The 15,109-nt window shown below is 64.6% G+C and carries 17 protein-coding genes; 11 read left to right on the plus strand and 6 right to left on the minus strand.

Annotation, left to right across the window (positions count from 1 at the left end):
• Positions 1–4: 4 nt before the first annotated feature.
• The gene (locus L7H23_RS13450) at positions 5–655 is read left to right on the plus strand and encodes a hypothetical protein (RefSeq protein ID WP_237836376.1); all 651 of its coding nucleotides are present in this window, start codon (positions 5–7) and stop codon (positions 653–655) included.
• Between the two features lie 78 nt (positions 656–733).
• Here L7H23_RS13450 and glnA read toward each other — a convergent pair whose 3' ends face one another.
• The 5 genes from glnA to clpA form a co-directional block, all read right to left on the minus strand.
• Positions 734–2,146: a type I glutamate--ammonia ligase gene (gene glnA, locus L7H23_RS13455; RefSeq protein WP_237836377.1), complete on the minus strand. Its 1,413-nt coding sequence runs from the start codon at positions 2,144–2,146 to the stop codon at positions 734–736.
• Between the two features lie 78 nt (positions 2,147–2,224).
• Positions 2,225–2,563: a P-II family nitrogen regulator gene (locus L7H23_RS13460; RefSeq protein WP_237836378.1), complete on the minus strand. Its 339-nt coding sequence runs from the start codon at positions 2,561–2,563 to the stop codon at positions 2,225–2,227.
• 240 nt (positions 2,564–2,803) lie between these two features.
• Positions 2,804–4,987: a PQQ-dependent dehydrogenase, methanol/ethanol family gene (locus L7H23_RS13465; RefSeq protein ID WP_237836379.1), complete on the minus strand. Its 2,184-nt coding sequence runs from the start codon at positions 4,985–4,987 to the stop codon at positions 2,804–2,806.
• 102 nt (positions 4,988–5,089) lie between these two features.
• Entirely contained in the window at positions 5,090–5,929 is an 840-nt protein-coding gene (map, locus tag L7H23_RS13470) for a type I methionyl aminopeptidase (RefSeq protein ID WP_237836380.1), read from the minus strand.
• 74 nt (positions 5,930–6,003) lie between these two features.
• Positions 6,004–8,340, minus strand: coding sequence for an ATP-dependent Clp protease ATP-binding subunit ClpA (gene clpA / locus L7H23_RS13475; RefSeq protein ID WP_237836381.1), 2,337 nt, complete (start codon positions 8,338–8,340; stop codon positions 6,004–6,006).
• Positions 8,341–8,676: 336 nt separating this feature from the next.
• On the opposite strand from clpA, the gene L7H23_RS13480 reads away from it, so the two are divergent.
• The 4 genes from L7H23_RS13480 to L7H23_RS13495 are packed head-to-tail and all read left to right on the plus strand — an operon-like array spanning position 8,677 to position 10,135.
• On the plus strand, positions 8,677–9,318 hold the full coding sequence (locus tag L7H23_RS13480; protein WP_237836382.1) for a hypothetical protein: 642 nt from the start codon (positions 8,677–8,679) through the stop codon (positions 9,316–9,318).
• On the plus strand, positions 9,308–9,610 hold the full coding sequence (locus L7H23_RS13485) for a hypothetical protein (RefSeq protein WP_237836383.1): 303 nt from the start codon (positions 9,308–9,310) through the stop codon (positions 9,608–9,610). The genes L7H23_RS13480 and L7H23_RS13485 overlap by 11 nt, the downstream gene beginning before the upstream one ends.
• The gene (locus L7H23_RS13490; protein WP_237836384.1) at positions 9,600–9,833 is read left to right on the plus strand and encodes a hypothetical protein; all 234 of its coding nucleotides are present in this window, start codon (positions 9,600–9,602) and stop codon (positions 9,831–9,833) included. Before L7H23_RS13485 ends, L7H23_RS13490 begins: the two co-directional genes overlap by 11 nt.
• Positions 9,834–9,865: 32 nt before the next feature.
• Entirely contained in the window at positions 9,866–10,135 is a 270-nt protein-coding gene (locus L7H23_RS13495; protein ID WP_237836385.1) for a hypothetical protein, read from the plus strand.
• 52 nt (positions 10,136–10,187) lie between these two features.
• On the opposite strand, the gene L7H23_RS13500 is transcribed toward L7H23_RS13495, so the two are convergent.
• Positions 10,188–10,385: a DUF1192 domain-containing protein gene (locus L7H23_RS13500; protein ID WP_237836386.1), complete on the minus strand. Its 198-nt coding sequence runs from the start codon at positions 10,383–10,385 to the stop codon at positions 10,188–10,190.
• A 143-nt stretch (positions 10,386–10,528) separates the two neighbouring features.
• On the opposite strand from L7H23_RS13500, the gene L7H23_RS13505 reads away from it, so the two are divergent.
• The 6 genes from L7H23_RS13505 to L7H23_RS13530 all read left to right on the plus strand — a co-directional run bounded on the left by L7H23_RS13505 (position 10,529) and on the right by L7H23_RS13530 (position 15,109).
• Complete coding sequence (locus L7H23_RS13505) at positions 10,529–11,509, plus strand: NAD(P)H-quinone oxidoreductase (RefSeq protein ID WP_237836387.1); 981 nt, start codon at positions 10,529–10,531, stop codon at positions 11,507–11,509.
• A gap of 55 nt (positions 11,510–11,564) precedes the next feature.
• Entirely contained in the window at positions 11,565–11,807 is a 243-nt protein-coding gene (locus tag L7H23_RS13510; RefSeq protein ID WP_237836388.1) for a hypothetical protein, read from the plus strand.
• 108 nt (positions 11,808–11,915) lie between these two features.
• A complete protein-coding gene (locus L7H23_RS13515; RefSeq protein ID WP_237836389.1) occupies positions 11,916–12,539 on the plus strand; it encodes a glutathione S-transferase family protein in 624 nt (207 codons plus the stop codon).
• Positions 12,540–12,591: 52 nt separating this feature from the next.
• On the plus strand, positions 12,592–13,185 hold the full coding sequence (locus L7H23_RS13520) for a hypothetical protein (protein WP_237836390.1): 594 nt from the start codon (positions 12,592–12,594) through the stop codon (positions 13,183–13,185).
• Between the two features lie 145 nt (positions 13,186–13,330).
• A complete protein-coding gene (locus L7H23_RS13525; protein ID WP_237839253.1) occupies positions 13,331–13,966 on the plus strand; it encodes a DUF1013 domain-containing protein in 636 nt (211 codons plus the stop codon).
• Positions 13,967–13,975: 9 nt separating this feature from the next.
• A complete protein-coding gene (locus L7H23_RS13530) occupies positions 13,976–15,109 on the plus strand; it encodes an MBL fold metallo-hydrolase (protein ID WP_237836391.1) in 1,134 nt (377 codons plus the stop codon).

Here is a 15,109-nt window from a genome sequence, read left to right on the forward strand (position 1 = left end):
CGCGATGACGCAGGATGCCGCCCCGAAATGGAAAAGAACGATCCTCAAGCTGCTCGCGGGCGGCGCCTTCGGGGCGGTGATCGCGGCCGGGGCGCTCGGGATAGCGGGATCGGCGCTGCTCGATGCGATGGGGCCGTCGCGTGTCGCACTGGCGACGGTCGGTCTGGTCTATGCGATGATGGCGGCGCTCGTCGGCTTCGGCCTCGCGGCCCCGCGCGCCGGCGCGCGATTGCTGAACGTCGGCGATGTCGAGGAACTTCGCGAGGAACGGGCGGGCATGATGACCTCGGTCATCACGATGGGCACGCTGGGCCTCGTTCTGCTGCTGCTCGCGGTCGCACGGGCGCCGGGTTTCGATGCCGGTCCGGTTCCTGCAGGGGTCGCGATGGCGGCGCTGGCGGTCGCGGTCGCGGGCGGGATCGTCGCGAGCTGGGCGTGGCGCGACCGCTATGACGAACTCAATCGCCAGCTGGGGCTCGAGGGCTGCTTCTGGGCTTTCTGCCTCAGCTGGGTGCTGCTGACGCTCTGGGGAGCAGCCGACTTTCTGGGCTTCGGCTTCGCGCTGACGCCGATCGACGTCGTGACGACGCTGTCGGCGATGATGCTCGCGGGGTCGTTCGTCGCGATCGGCCGGCGCGGGATGATGAGCCGCTAGGCCTTGTAACCGCCAGATATTGAAAAGGCGTCCGATCCCCCCAGACCGGACGCCCCCCCTTGTAGCGCCTGCCAGTGATCAGGCGCTGTAGTACATGTCGAACTCGACCGGGCTGGGCGTCTGCTCGAAGTTGTAAACTTCGGCCCACTTGAGCTCGACATAGGCCTCGATCTGATCCTTCGAAAAGACGTCGCCCTTGAGCAGAAAATCATGGTCCGCGAGCAAAGAGTCAAGCGCTTCGCGAAGCGAGCCGCAGACGGTCGGGACTTCGGCCAGTTCCTCGGGCGGCAGGTCGTACAGATTCTTGTCCATCGCGTCGCCGGGGTGGATCTTGTTCTGGATGCCGTCGAGCCCCGCCATCAGCAGCGCCGAATAGCAGAGATAGGGGTTCGCCATCGCGTCGGGGAAGCGGAATTCGACGCGCTTCGCCTTGGCGCCCGCGCCGTAGGGGATGCGGCACGAGGCCGAACGGTTGCGCGACGAGTAAGCGAGCAGCACCGGCGCTTCGAAGCCCGGGACGAGGCGCTTGTAGCTGTTCGTCGTCGGGTTGGTGAAGGCGTTCAGCGCCTTGGCGTGCTTGATGACGCCGCCGATGAAATAGAGGCACATGTCCGAAAGGCCGGCATAGCCGTTGCCCGCGAAGAGCGGCTTGCCCTTTTCCCAGATCGAGATGTGCGTGTGCATGCCCGAACCATTGTCCTGACGGATCGGCTTCGGCATGAAGGTCGCGGTCTTGCCATAGGCATGCGCGACCTGGTGCACGACGTACTTGTAGATCTGCATGCGGTCGGCGGTTTCGGTGAGCGTGCCGAAGGTCAGGCCGAGTTCGTGCTGTGCGGCGGCGACTTCATGGTGATGCTTGTCGCAGGGCAGGCCCATTTCGAGCATCGTCGAGACCATCTCGGCGCGGATGTCGACGGCGCTGTCGACCGGCGCGACGGGGAAGTAGCCGCCCTTGGCGCGCGGACGGTGGGCAAGGTTGCCGCCTTCGTAAGCGCGGCCGGTGTTGGTCGGCAGCTCGATGTCGTCGATCTCGAAGCCCGACTTGTTGTAGCCCGTCTCGAAACGGACGTCGTCGAACATGAAGAATTCGGCTTCGGGGCCGACATAGACGGTGTCACCGACGCCGGTCGATGCGACATAGGCCTCGGCGCGCTTCGCGGTGGTGCGCGGGTCGCGGGCATAGCCTTCGCCGGTCGAGGGTTCGACGATGTCGCAGAAGATCACGAGCATCGGGGTCGCCGAGAAGGGGTCGTCATACACCGCGTCGAGGTCGGGCATCAGGATCATGTCGGACTCGTTGATCGCCTTCCAGCCCTCGATCGACGAACCGTCGAACATCAGGCCGTCTTCGAGCGCGTCCTCGTCGATCACGCCGGCGCACATCGTCAGATGCTGCCACTTGCCCTTGGGGTCGGTGAAGCGCAGGTCGACCCACTCGATGTCGTTTTCCTTGATCCGCGCGATGATATCCTTGGGCTTCGTAGCCATGGTAGATACTTCCTTCTTGCGATGATGTCCGGCTGGCGCCGGGGTCTGGTTGAACAGGATTGGAGAGCGTCGGGCCTCTTACAGCGCGTCCTCGTTGCGTTCGCCGGTGCGGATGCGCAGCGCGGTCTCGACCGGGATCACGAAAATCTTGCCGTCGCCGATGCGGCCGGTCTGCGCGGCCGCGGCAATCGCCTCGACGACGCGTTCGGCGAGGCTGTCCTCGACGATCACTTCCAGCTTCACCTTCGGCAGGAAGTCGACGACATATTCGGCGCCGCGATAAAGTTCGGTGTGGCCCTTCTGCCGGCCGAAGCCCTTGGCCTCGGTCACGGTGATGCCGCTGACGCCGACTTCGTGCAGCGCTTCCTTCACCTCGTCGAGCTTGAACGGCTTGATGATCGCCTCAATCTTCTTCACGCGTCTTGTCCCCCACTGGGTCTGTCTCTCGTGCCTGCAGCCAAAGCCGGATCAGGGCCCGCCTGGTCCGGTTTGCTCCTCCTTGAGTCGCTGAGGCCCCATCATCTTGCACCAATCAAAAGCCGTGCCAATTGGCGAATCGCAAGCTTTCGGCAAGATTTGTGACAGGAGGTTGCGGCGTTGCCCAACCTGTGTGCAACGCCGCGGATTCGGTGTTCAAAAAATAGGCAATCGCTCCGGTCAGCGCCCGACGGGCGCCGCCGTGTCGGCAAGATTCGCCTTGGTCCAGTTCGACCGGTCGATGACATAGGCGCGAATCGCCTCGACGTCGGCGGGGGTCAGGACGCTGGAGAAGCTGACCATCCCGCGGTCCTTCAGCGCGCCGTCCAGAATCACCGACTTCCAGGCGTCGGCGTTGGCAAGGGCTCCCGAAACGCGCAGGTCGGGGGTGAAGCCGTTGCCGATCGCGCTGTCGCCGTGACAGACGATGCAATAGCGCCCGAAATGCGCCTTCCCCGTCGCGATCTGTGCCGGCGTGCCGAACTGCGGCGGCGGGTTCCATGCGAGCGGGGTCGCGGCAGCGAGAGCGGGCAGCTTGGCCGTGCCGCCGATCTTGAGCACCACGAGCCGCGGCAGGTTGGGGAGCTTGCGCGTCACGCCGCCCGCGACCCCCGCGACGAGCGGGAAGGCGCCGCCCTTGCCGGTCTGGAAGGCGATGTACTGGACGCCGCCGACGCGGAAGGTCGAGGGCGCGCTGACGATCCCCGACTGCATGTCGAGATCGAGCAATTGCTTGCCGGTGTCGGCGGTATAGGCGCGGAAGCGGCCGGTGCTCGTCCCCTGGAAGACAAGATTGCCCGCGGTGGTCATCGTCCCGCCGTTCCATGCCGCCGGATAGTCGACGCCCCACGCGACCTTGCCGGTGCGTGGATCGAAGGCCACGAGCCGCCCGGTCGTCGCGGCGATTGCCGCCTTGAACGCCGCCTTGTCGTCGGGGAGCATCGTCTTGTTGAGCGAGGTGCCGACGTTGAAGCCCAGCACCTTGCGCTTGTCGAGCTCGTCCATGTCCTGGAGATAGCCCTGCGGGATCTGCTGCGCGGGGATATAGACGAGGCCGGTCTTCGGATTGAAGCTCATCGGATGCCAGTTGTGCGCGCCGAGCGCGCCCGGAATCGCGATGAAGGGCTTGCCGGTCTTGTAGAAGCGCGCCTCGGGCTTCTCGATCGGCCGGCCGGTCGCCATGTCGTATCCGGTCGCCCAGTTGATCCCGTCGACGAACGGCTTGGCATCGATCAGCTTGCCGTTCGTGCGGTCGATCGTGAAGAAGAAGCCGTTCTTCGGCGCGTGGTACAGCACCTTGGTCGGTTTGCCGTTTACCGCCTGCTCGGCAAGGATGATCGGCTGGGTCGCGGTATAGTCCCACGTCTCGCCCGGCGTTTCCTGATAGTGCCACTTATACTTGCCGGTCGTGGCATCGAGCGCGACGACCGACGAGAGGAACCAGTTGTCGCCCTCGCCGTTCGAGCGCTCGCCATGATTCCACGGATTGCCGTTGCCGACGCCGAGATAGATCTGGTCGAGATCCTTGTCATAGACGATCGCGTCCCACACGGTGCCGCCACCGCCCGAAACCTTCCACTCGCCCTTGTCGGACCAGGTCGCATTGCCCTTTGACGCGAAGATATCGTCGCTGACCGCGCCGTCCTTTTCCTTGTTCGGGTTCGGGGCGGTGTAGAAGCGCCAGCGCTCCTTGCCGGTGTCGGCGTCATAGGCGGTGACGTAACCGCGCACGCCGAATTCGGCGCCGCCGTTGCCGATCAGCACCATGTCCTTCACGACGCGCGGGGCGCCGGTGATCGTATAGGGTTTCGAGGTGTCGAAGGTCTGCGTCGACCACAGCTCCTTGCCGCTCTTCCTGTCGAGCGCGATCAGGCGGCCATCGAGCGTTCCGACGAACAGCTTGTCGCCCCAGACGGCGACGCCGCGGTTGACGACGTCGCAGCACGCGCTGACCGCGCGTTCGCCGGGAACCTTGGGGTCGAAGGACCACAGCTTCTTGCCGGTCGCGGCGTCCCACGCGTCAACCTTCGACCAGGCGTGGCTGACATAGAGGGTGCCGTCGACGACCACCGGGGTCGCTTCCTGCCCGCGCGCGTCCTCCAGATCGGCGAACCAGGCGATGCCGAGTTCGCCGACATTCTTGTCGTTGATGTCGGTGAGCGGGCTGAAACGCTGTTCGTCGTAGCTGTAGCCGATGCCGGCCCAGTTATCGCCGTTGCCGCCGGTCTTGAGCAAGGCCTCGCTGGCCTTTTCGGCGTCGTCGAGCGATGCGCCCGAGATGCTGTCGTTCTTCGATGCGTTACACGCCGCCAGTGCCAGAACCGCGCTGCCCAGCAGTACGGCCGAAAAGACCCGTTTCGCCATATCCCTCTCCCACGCCTATCGTTGACGTTAACGTCAAGACTGCGCCCGAAGCGCCGGAGGCGCAAGCGGGAAAATGGGGGGTCGGAGAGGGGGTGGCCGCCCTTACTGCCAGGGCGGCGCGTTCAGGCCCTTGGGGCTGGCGGTGAAAATCTCGCAGCCGGTCTCGGTGATCCCGATGCTGTGTTCGAACTGGGCCGAGAGCGAGCGGTCGCGCGTTACCGCGGTCCATCCGTCGGGCAGCATCTTCACCGCATATTTGCCGGTGTTGATCATCGGCTCGATCGTGAAGAACATGCCGGGGCGGAGTTCGGGGCCGGTGCCGGGACGGCCGGCGTGGACGACTTCGGGCGCGTCGTGGAACATCTGGCCGAGGCCGTGGCCGCAGAAGTCGCGGACGACCGAATAGCGGTGACGTTCGGCATGGCTCTGGATCGCGTGCGCGACATCACCCATGCGGTTGCCGGGCTTCGCCTGCTCGATGCCGAGCATCAGGCATTCATAGGTGACCTCGACAAGCCGCTTCGCCTTGATCGGCACGTCGCCGACCAGATACATGCGGCTGGTGTCGCCGTGCCAGCCGTCGATGATCGTCGTGACGTCGATATTGACGATATCGCCCTCGCGCACCGGCTTGTCGTCGGGAATGCCGTGGCAGACGACATGATTGATGCTGGTGCAGCAGCTGTGCGTGAAACCGCGATAGCCGAGCGTCGCGGGGATGCCGCCGCCGTCGAGCATCATCGTGCGCACGAGATCGTCGATCTCCGCCGTGGTCACGCCCGGCTGGACGAAGGGGACGAGCGCGTCGAGGATTTCGGCCGACAGCCGGCCCGCCTTGCGCATCCCGGCAAAGCCCGCCGCGTCGTGCAGCTTGATCGTACCGTCGCGGACGCGGGCGGGTGCCGACGCTTCGTCGGCGGTTACGGAGACATAGTCGTACATGGGGACGATATAGTCGCTGATGCCTCAAAAAGCGAGGGGCGGCACCATGGCCGCCCCGTCACCTTTATCCGGCCTTATTCTGCCGCCTTTTCGGGCTTGGCCTTCGCCTTGCCCTTGGCCGCCTTGGGCGCGGCGGGGGTGATTTCGAAGGTGAGCGGGTTGCCGACCTTGGCGTCCTCGCCTTCCTTCATCTTCACCTTGACCTCGCCGCCATGGACCAGCTTGCCGAAGAGCAGTTCCTCGGCGAGCGGCTGCTTGATCTTTTCCTGGATCAGGCGGCCCATCGGACGTGCGCCATAGAGCTTGTCATAACCCTTCGACGTGAGCCATTCGCGGGCGCCGTCGTCGAGCTGGATGTGGACGTTGCGGTCGGCAAGCTGCAGCTCGAGCTGCAGGATGAACTTGTCGACGACGCGCGCCACGACCTCGGGCGGCAGATAGCCGAACGGCACGATCGCATCGAGGCGGTTGCGGAATTCGGGGGTGAACATGCGTTTCACCGCTTCTTCCTGCACATCCTCGCGCGTCGAGTTGCCAAAGCCGATGGACTCGCGCGCCATGTCGCTGGCGCCCGCATTGGTCGTCATGATCAGGATGACATTGCGGAAGTCGACGGTCTTGCCGTGGTGGTCGGTCAGGCGGCCGTTGTCCATCACCTGCAGCAGGATGTTGAACAGGTCGGGATGCGCCTTCTCGATCTCGTCGAGCAGCAGCACGCAATGCGGGTTCTGGTCGATCGCATCGGTGAGCAGGCCGCCCTGATCGTAACCGACATAGCCCGGAGGCGCGCCGATCAGGCGGCTGACCGAATGGCGTTCCATATATTCGGACATGTCGAAGCGCTGGAGCGGAATGCCCATGATCGACGCGAGCTGCTTCGCGACCTCGGTCTTGCCGACGCCGGTCGGGCCCGAGAAGAGATAGTTACCGATCGGCTTCTCGGGATCGCGCAAGCCCGCGCGGGAGAGCTTGATCGCCGACGACAGCACCTCGATCGCGGTGTTCTGGCCGAAGACGACGCGCTTCAGGTCGGTCTCGAGCGTTTCGAGAACCTTCTTGTCGTCGCTCGACACCGACTTGGGCGGAATGCGCGCCATCGTCGCGATCACCGCCTCGATCTCCTTCGCGGTGATCGTCTTGCGGCGCTTCGACGGCGGGACGAGCATCTGCATCGCGCCGACCTCGTCGATCACGTCGATCGCCTTGTCGGGCAGCTTGCGGTCGTTGATGTAGCGCGACGACAGCTCGACCGCGGCGTTGATCGCGTCGGCGGTGTATTTGACGTTGTGGTGGCTCTCGAACGCTTCGCGGAGGCCTGCGAGGATCTTTTTCGTATCCTCGATGCTCGGCTCGATCACGTCGATCTTCTGGAACCGGCGCAGCAGGGCGCGATCCTTTTCGAAGTGGTTGCGGAACTCCTTGTACGTCGTCGAACCGATGCAGCGGATGACGCCGCCCGACAGCGCGGGCTTCAGGAGGTTCGACGCGTCCATCGCGCCGCCGCTCGTCGCGCCGGCGCCGATCACCGTATGGATCTCGTCGATGAACAGGATCGCGTGCGGCAGGCCCTCGAGTTCGGAGACGACCTGCTTCAGCCGTTCCTCGAAATCGCCGCGATAGCGCGTGCCCGCGAGCAGCGCGCCCATGTCGAGTGAATAGATGACCGCGGGCAGCAGCACCTCGGGCACGTCGCCCTCGATGATCTTGCGCGCGAGGCCTTCGGCGATCGCGGTCTTGCCGACGCCGGGATCGCCGACATAGAGCGGGTTGTTCTTGCTGCGGCGGCAGAGAATCTGGATCGTGCGGTCGACCTCGGCGCTGCGGCCGATCAGCGGGTCGACCTTGCCGCCCTTCGCCTTTTCGTTGAGGTTGACGGTGAACTGGTCGAGCGCGGTTTCTTTCTTGGACTTGCCCTCGCTCTTGTCCTTCGTCTCTTCCTTTTCCTCGGGCTCGGCGGAGGGCGAGGGTTTGCCGCCCTTGCCGACGCCGTGGCTGAGGTAGGAGACCGCGTCGAGGCGCGTCAGATCCTGCTGCTGCAGGAAATAGACGGCATAGCTTTCGCGTTCGGAGAAAAGCGCGACGAGGACGTTGGCGCCCGTCACCTCGTCCTTGCCCGACGACTGGACATGCAGGATCGCACGCTGGACGACGCGCTGGAATCCGCTCGTCGGCGACGGGTCGCTGTGTCCCTCGACCTTCAGGCTGTCGAGTTCGGTGTCGAGATAATGGACGACCGCCGATTGCAGATCGTCGAGCGCGACGCCGCAGGCGCGCATCACTTCGGCGGCATGATCGTCGTCGATCAGCGCATAGAGCAGATGCTCGAGCGTCGCATATTCGTGGTGGCGCTCCGAAGCGGCCTTCAGAGCGTTATGGAGGGTCTTTTCGAGGCTTTCCGAAAAAGACGGCATGGTCATTCATCTCCTTGCGGGGACCAGGCCGGGGAGATGGCGGCCCCCTTAGGAACATAACGTGGCGATGCCGCCGCCCCACCGCAAGGGAAAAGCGGAGGCGTGTGTGAAATTACGATGACACCGTTGTTTTATGATTAATGAGAGGTTGAGATTCTGCGAGCGTGGAGTCTGCTTTGGGGTAGAAAGCGGTCATCCGACAGGTCGGGTAACCGGCGAGCCGGCACATCATCTTGAAAGAAGGTGCTGCAACCCCCATCTATGTTCTATCGTCGGCTTTGTTCTGCATGCCGATGCCTGAGAGACGATAGCGCTCCCGCAAAAAGGGAGGCTGACATGGATCTCAATCAACTTCTTTATCATCATCAGATGGCGCTCATGGCAGTGAGCCAGGCGCGGCGCGATGGCCATTTACTCCCGAACTTCGACTTGCCGCGCTATTATGCGAAGCGGATCAACGAGTATCGCGAGCGCCGGGGCCTTGCGGACGGCTTTGCTGCGCTTGTGGCGCCCGGACATGGTGGCCCAACGGCCGATCCGCCAGTTTCCGAGCCTGCCTCAGGCTATCCGGTTTTCCTTGGCGACACGCTGATCGCCGAATTACTTGTCAACGAGGCGCTTGCCATGACCGTGGAGGAAAGGGCGTCATTGGGCCTTGACGACATCGTCGGTCGGCTTGCGGAGATCCAAGAGGATATCTGGGTTATCGGACGCGACATCTATCGCGCGCTTGGCCTCGACGAGGACAAGCTGGCTGCGCTAGCGGCCAAGTTGCCTGACTTGCCCGATTTGCATCAAGGCGATGCCGTGCATCTCCAGCCGTTCAGATCGATATCGGACGAAGGCATTGTCCACACATATGTGGAACAGTTCCGGGTGGGGCCATTCCGGTATTCGAACATCGACGACGCGCGTGCCGCGCTCCGGCGCCAGAGCTCCGGAAGCGGAGCAGAAGGAGAGCAGGCCAATGACGCCTGAGCACGAGAAGCCCCGCATCGCCCTGACGAGCGCGCGCACAAACCCGTTTCGGCGAAATCGCAAGGTCACGCCGCTTGCGCCGGAGGATGCGCAGAGGCAAGGCGCGATCAGCGCGCTGGCGTTCCAGCTGCTCGGCGGGCGGGACGCAGCAATCGACTTTCTCAACACCGAAGACGCAATTCTGAGCGGGCGTCCCATCGTCGTCGCGACGCAAAGCGAGGCTGGCTATGCAAGCGTGGAGCGAGAACTCCGCGCACGATCCCTAGTTCAGGATGCGCCCCATGGAGGATGATCGCGAAGGTGCGAGCCATATCGTGCGCTGCTGGTTCGAGTGGGAAATCGACGGCCTTGCGCGAAAGATCATTCTCGTCGTCGAAACCGACCTTCCCATGCAGCCCGATGAAAACGGCTATGAAGCAATCGCTCTCGATGAACTTCGCGCCGCGGCCATCGCCCGGTCGCGTGCGTCCCCTGGCGCCATTGATCGGATCCGCATCGTTCCAGTCAGATACTAGATGTGACGCGAAACAGGATCGGACTTCAAGATATGGCCAGTTATGAGATTATAGCCGTCCGCGAAGGTGCCGGGAATGGCCGGACGCATCATATTGCTGCGGTAAAGGTGGGCGAGAGCTTGTTCCTCACCGATCAGATCGTTGACTGGATCAATGCCGGCACTCACCGTTTCTGGGTGTGGTTTCAGAATCAAGAGGTCGATGTCATCACAAAGGAGCAAGGCTCCTCGGGGCGCTATTATTTGACGATAGCGGGCGGAAGCTTTCCGCCCGTCGTCATGCTGGCCCTGCCAAGATTTTGAGCCTCCGGAATAACAAAGCGTGAAATCAACGCCCGCAATAGGTCGTTAGTCGTCACCCCTTGCGGAACAGCGCCTCGGCGCTCGCCTTGAAGCTGCCCGCGGCGGCCTTGTGCGCCTTCACGCGTTCGATCTCGCCTTCGAGGACTGCGACGCGGTCGTCGAGTTCGTCGACCGACAGCGGGTCGAGCGGCTGCTTGATCAGCGCCGCAAGTATATCGTCGCGGCGGCGGGGAAGGTCGTCATCGTCCATGGCACATCCTCTCTCGCGAGCCCTGATCGAAGGCGCGCGACTGTTGACCCGTGTCGCACCTCTGTCAATAAGGCGGGGCATGGGCGTTGTGGGGACGCCCGAATGAATGTGGGGGAATATCAGTGACTAGCCTGCCAGCGACCATGACCGCCATCGCGATCCGCGAACCGGGCGGACCCGAAGTGCTGGTGCCCGAGGCGCGGCCGGTGCCGCAGCCGGGGCCGGGGGAGGCACTGATCCGCGTCGCCGCGGCGGGGGTGAACCGCCCCGACGTCCTCCAGCGCATGGGCTTTTATCCGCCGCCGCCGGGCGCGTCGGACCTGCCGGGGCTCGAGGTTTCGGGCACCGTCGTCGCGGTTGGGCCGGGGGGCGATCCCGAGCTTCTGGGTCAGTCGGTCTGCGCGCTGATCGCGGGCGGCGGCTATGCCGAATATTGCGTCGCGCCGGTCGGCAGCTGCCTGCCGGTTCCCGCGGGCTTTTCGATGGCTGAGGCCGCAGCGCTGCCCGAGACCGTCTTCACCGTGTGGCACAATCTGTTCGAGCGTGCCTATGTCCGCGAGGGCGAGACCGCGCTGATCCACGGTGGCACCAGCGGGATCGGCACCACCGCGATCGGGCTGTGCAAGCTGTTCGGCATCCGGACGATCGTCACCTGCGGCAGCGCCGACAAATGCGACGCGGCGCGCGCGCTCGGCGCCGACCTTGCCGTCGACTATTCGTCCGAGGATTATGTCGAGGCGGTGAAGGCCTTCACCGGCGGCAAGGGGGTCGAGGTCGTGCTCGACATGGTCGGCGGCGACTATGTGCCGCGCAACCTCGAATGTCTGGCCGAGGATGGCCGCCACGTCACCATCGCGTTCCAGCGCGGCGCGAAGGTCGAGATCGACATATCGCAGCTGATGCGCCGCCGCCTGACGATGACCGGCTCGACGCTGCGTGCGCGCAGCAGCGAGTTCAAGGCGCTGCTCGCCGACGAGATCCACCGTACGCTCTGGCCGCGTCTGTCCGAAGGCGGCTGGAAGCCCGCGATGGACCAGAGCTTCCCGCTCGCCGAAGCCAGCGCCGCGCATGCGCGGATGCAGGCGGGGGCGCATGTCGGGAAGATCGTGCTGACCGTGGATTGAACCCGCGGCGATGCTTGCGATTGCAAGGCGCTGTCACGCGCGATAATCTTTGCCGATGCTGCTGTTCCTTGCCTGGGCCCTGTGCTGTGTCGTCGCGGTGATCGCGCGGCGGCATGTGGTCTGGGCCACGCTTTGCCTTGCGCCGCTCCTTCTCCTCTCGCTGATCTGGCTGGATCGCCCGGCGCATGATCCGTTCGGATTCTATCCTTGGGGCGCGATCGCGCTTTTCGCCGGGGTCGCGATTGTTGTCGCGGCGACCTCGGTACTCGGCGTCGTCAGGGGCCTGCTGGCCAGATAGGCGAACAATTCCTGGCATGACCGCTTGCGACGCTTCAGGGATCGCAGCATAGAAACGCGGCCGGCGCGTCGGGGGACGGCGGCGATTCACCAGATCCCGGGGGGCGCAATGAGCGACTGGCCGATCCTTCACGAATATGCCGCGAGCGGAAACTGCTACAAGATCCGGCTGACGGCGGCGTTTCTCGAAATGCCGATCGAGCGGCGCGAATATGACATCATGAAGGGGGAGACGCGGACGGCGGACTTCCTGACCAACGTCAATGCCAACGGGCGTATCCCGGTGCTGCAGATCGGCGACCGCTTCCTGCCCGAAAGCAACGCTGCCTGTTTCTGGCTCGCCGACGGCACGCACCTTGTTCCGCACGACCGCTTCGACCGCGCCGACATGCTGCGCTGGATGTTCTTCGAACAATATAATCATGAACCGAACATCGCGACGCTGCGCTTCTGGATGCGGTGGATCGGCGAGGCGAGTTTCACCGATCTCCAGCGCGCGCTCGTCCCGGCGAAGCAGGAAGCGGGCAAGGCCGCGCTGGCATTGATGGACGAGCATCTGGCGCGGCACGACTGGTTCGCGGGGCCCGACCTGTCGATCGCCGACATCGCGCTTTATGCCTATACGCATGTCGCCGAAGACAGCGGACTGTTTTCGCTGGGCGATACGCCCGCGGTGCAGCGCTGGATCGCGCGGCTCGAGGCCGAGCCGGGGTTCGTGGCGATGGCCGGTTGACGGGCTCGCGCTTTTGGATTCTATCTCGGGATATCAAGGGGATGGATTCAAGATGCTGCGACTTTTCCTGGTCTTCCTCATCGCTGTCGGTCTTGCGGCTCCGTTGCACGCGGCCAAGCGGCCGTGTCCGACGAAACCGCAGCGGATGCCGCCCGCGATCGAATCGGCCGACCTGCCCGAGGTCAGCCAGTTCAGCAATGTCGTCACCTTTGCGGCGGTGCCATCGCTGGAGTTTCCGCAGCGTGCGTGGGTGATCCGCCTTTTCCAGCGTACGCATGGCCAGCCGGCCACGCTGTCGGTCGTGCGTCTGCTCGGCCGCTATGACTGCAATATCTATGATGTCGAAACCCGCTGGGAAGTGCCGCTGACCGCCGCCGATTACGAGACGGTCGCCCGGTCCATCGTCCCGCATGTCACGCCGCCGCCCGGCACCTTCACGCCGGGGAATGACGGTGAAGGTATCAGTGTGGTGACGGACGGCACGGGACTGGACCTGCGGGTCCAGGCCGCGGGATGGCAGGTTACGCGGGGTCTCAACCATGGCCAGCGCGAGGGCGCCGAATTGTCGGCGATCTTCCGGCGTCTGCTCATGCTTGCCGTTCCCGCACCCGAACGGCCCGACGAAAGCTGGCGTACGCGTCGCTGAATATCGGGCCGCGAATCCCCGCACTTGCCCCTTTCGTCAATCCGGCATATATCCGCCGCCAATGTCCGGCCGCCCCGCGAGGGGCGGCCCTTATTATTTGCGCTTTTGGAGAGCAGTCATGGCCAATGCCGATGCCACCCCGTTGATGCCGCACGCGACCGCCGCCTGGCTGGTCGACAACACCGGCCTCACCTTCATTCAGATCGCCGAATATTGCGGCATCCACATCCTCGAGGTCCAGGCGATCGCCGACGAGACTGCCGCGACCAAATATACCGGCCGCGATCCGGTCCGCGCGCATGAACTGTCGATGGAAGAGATCGAAAAGGGTCAGGCCGACCCGAACTACAAGCTCAAGATGACCAAGCAGGCGCAGGACACGATCCGCCGCACCCGCGGCCCGCGCTATACCCCAGTCAGCAAGCGCCAGGACAAGCCCGACGGCATCGCCTGGATACTGAAGAACCATCCCGAAGTGTCGGACGGCGCGATCGGCAAGCTGATCGGTACCACCCGCAACACGATCGGCGCGATCCGCGACCGCAGCCACTGGAACAGCGCGAACATCGTGCCGAAGGATCCGGTCACGCTCGGCCTCTGCTCGCAGCGCGAACTCGACGCGCTCGTCGCCAAGGCGGCGAAGAAGGCCGGCATCAAGGCGCCCGAGGACAGCCGCCTCGAAGGCGATCGCGAAGCGCTGCTCGAAGAGCTGCGCGCCGAACGCACCGCCGCCGCCGAAGCACGCGCGGCCGAAGAGGCACAGGCCGACGGCGAAGCCTGACGTAAGCCGATGTCCGGGGCCGGAGCGAGCGACGAGGATAATATTCCGGCGGCCAGCGGCTCGCCGGACGCCTCGCTGACCCAGGACGACAGCTTTACCGCGACCAGCCACGCCGGGCTCGTCTATCCGTGGGGCGAGGCCGCGCCGGGTGCGGGCGAGACGATCCGCATCGCCGACGGGATCAGCTGGGCGCGGCTGCCGATGCCGGGCTCGCTCGGCCACATCAACAGCTGGCTGCTCGACGACCATGACGGCGTCGCGATCGTCGACACCGGCATCTGCCTGACGATCTGTTCGGATGCGTGGAAGGCGCTTTATGCCGGCGCGCTGAACGGCACGCGGATCACGCGCGTTTTCGGCACCCACCTGCATCCCGATCATATCGGCCTCGCCGGCTGGATCGCGAAGAAGCAGGGCGTGAAGCTGTGGATGACGCGCGGCGAGATGCTGACCGCACGCGCGATCGTCGCCGATTCCTCCGACACCGCGCCCGACGAAGTGCTGACGCAAACACGCGCCGCGGGCTGGGACGAGGCCGTGATCGAGGAGCAGCGCGCGCGCGGCTGGAACATGTTCCAGCGCATGATCTTCACGCTGCCGCGCTCCTATGTCCGCATCGGTGACGGCGAACGGCTCGACTTCGGCAAACATCAATGGCGCGTCGTCACGGGATCGGGGCACAGCCCCGAACATGCGTGCCTGTGGAACGAGCGCGAGGGCGTCCTCGTCTCGGGCGACCAGGTGCTGCCGCGGATCAGTTCGAACGTGTCGGTCAACATCACCGAACCCGACGCCGATCCGCTCGGCGAATGGCTGGCGTCGATCGACAAGCTGATCGCGACGATCCCGGGCGACGTGATCACCTGCCCCGCGCATGGCGAACCCTTCCGGGGGCTTCATGTCCGGCTGATGGCGCTGCGCGACGAGCATCGCATGCGGCTCTACAAGCTCGCCGAGGCGATTGCCGAAAAGCCGATGCGCGCGATCGACAGCTTTCCGTTGCTGTTCAACCGCCCGATCGGCGGTCACAACCAGAATCTGGCGACCGGCGAGGCCTTCGCGCATCTGAAGCGGCTCGAGGTCGAGGGACGCGTGAAGCGCGAGGATCGCGATGGGGTGTGGTGGTACCACGGGGTCGCGTAA

Origin of the sequence: Sphingopyxis sp. BSN-002 (assembly GCF_022024275.1) — a bacterium.
Classification (GTDB): Bacteria; Pseudomonadota; Alphaproteobacteria; order Sphingomonadales; family Sphingomonadaceae; genus Sphingopyxis.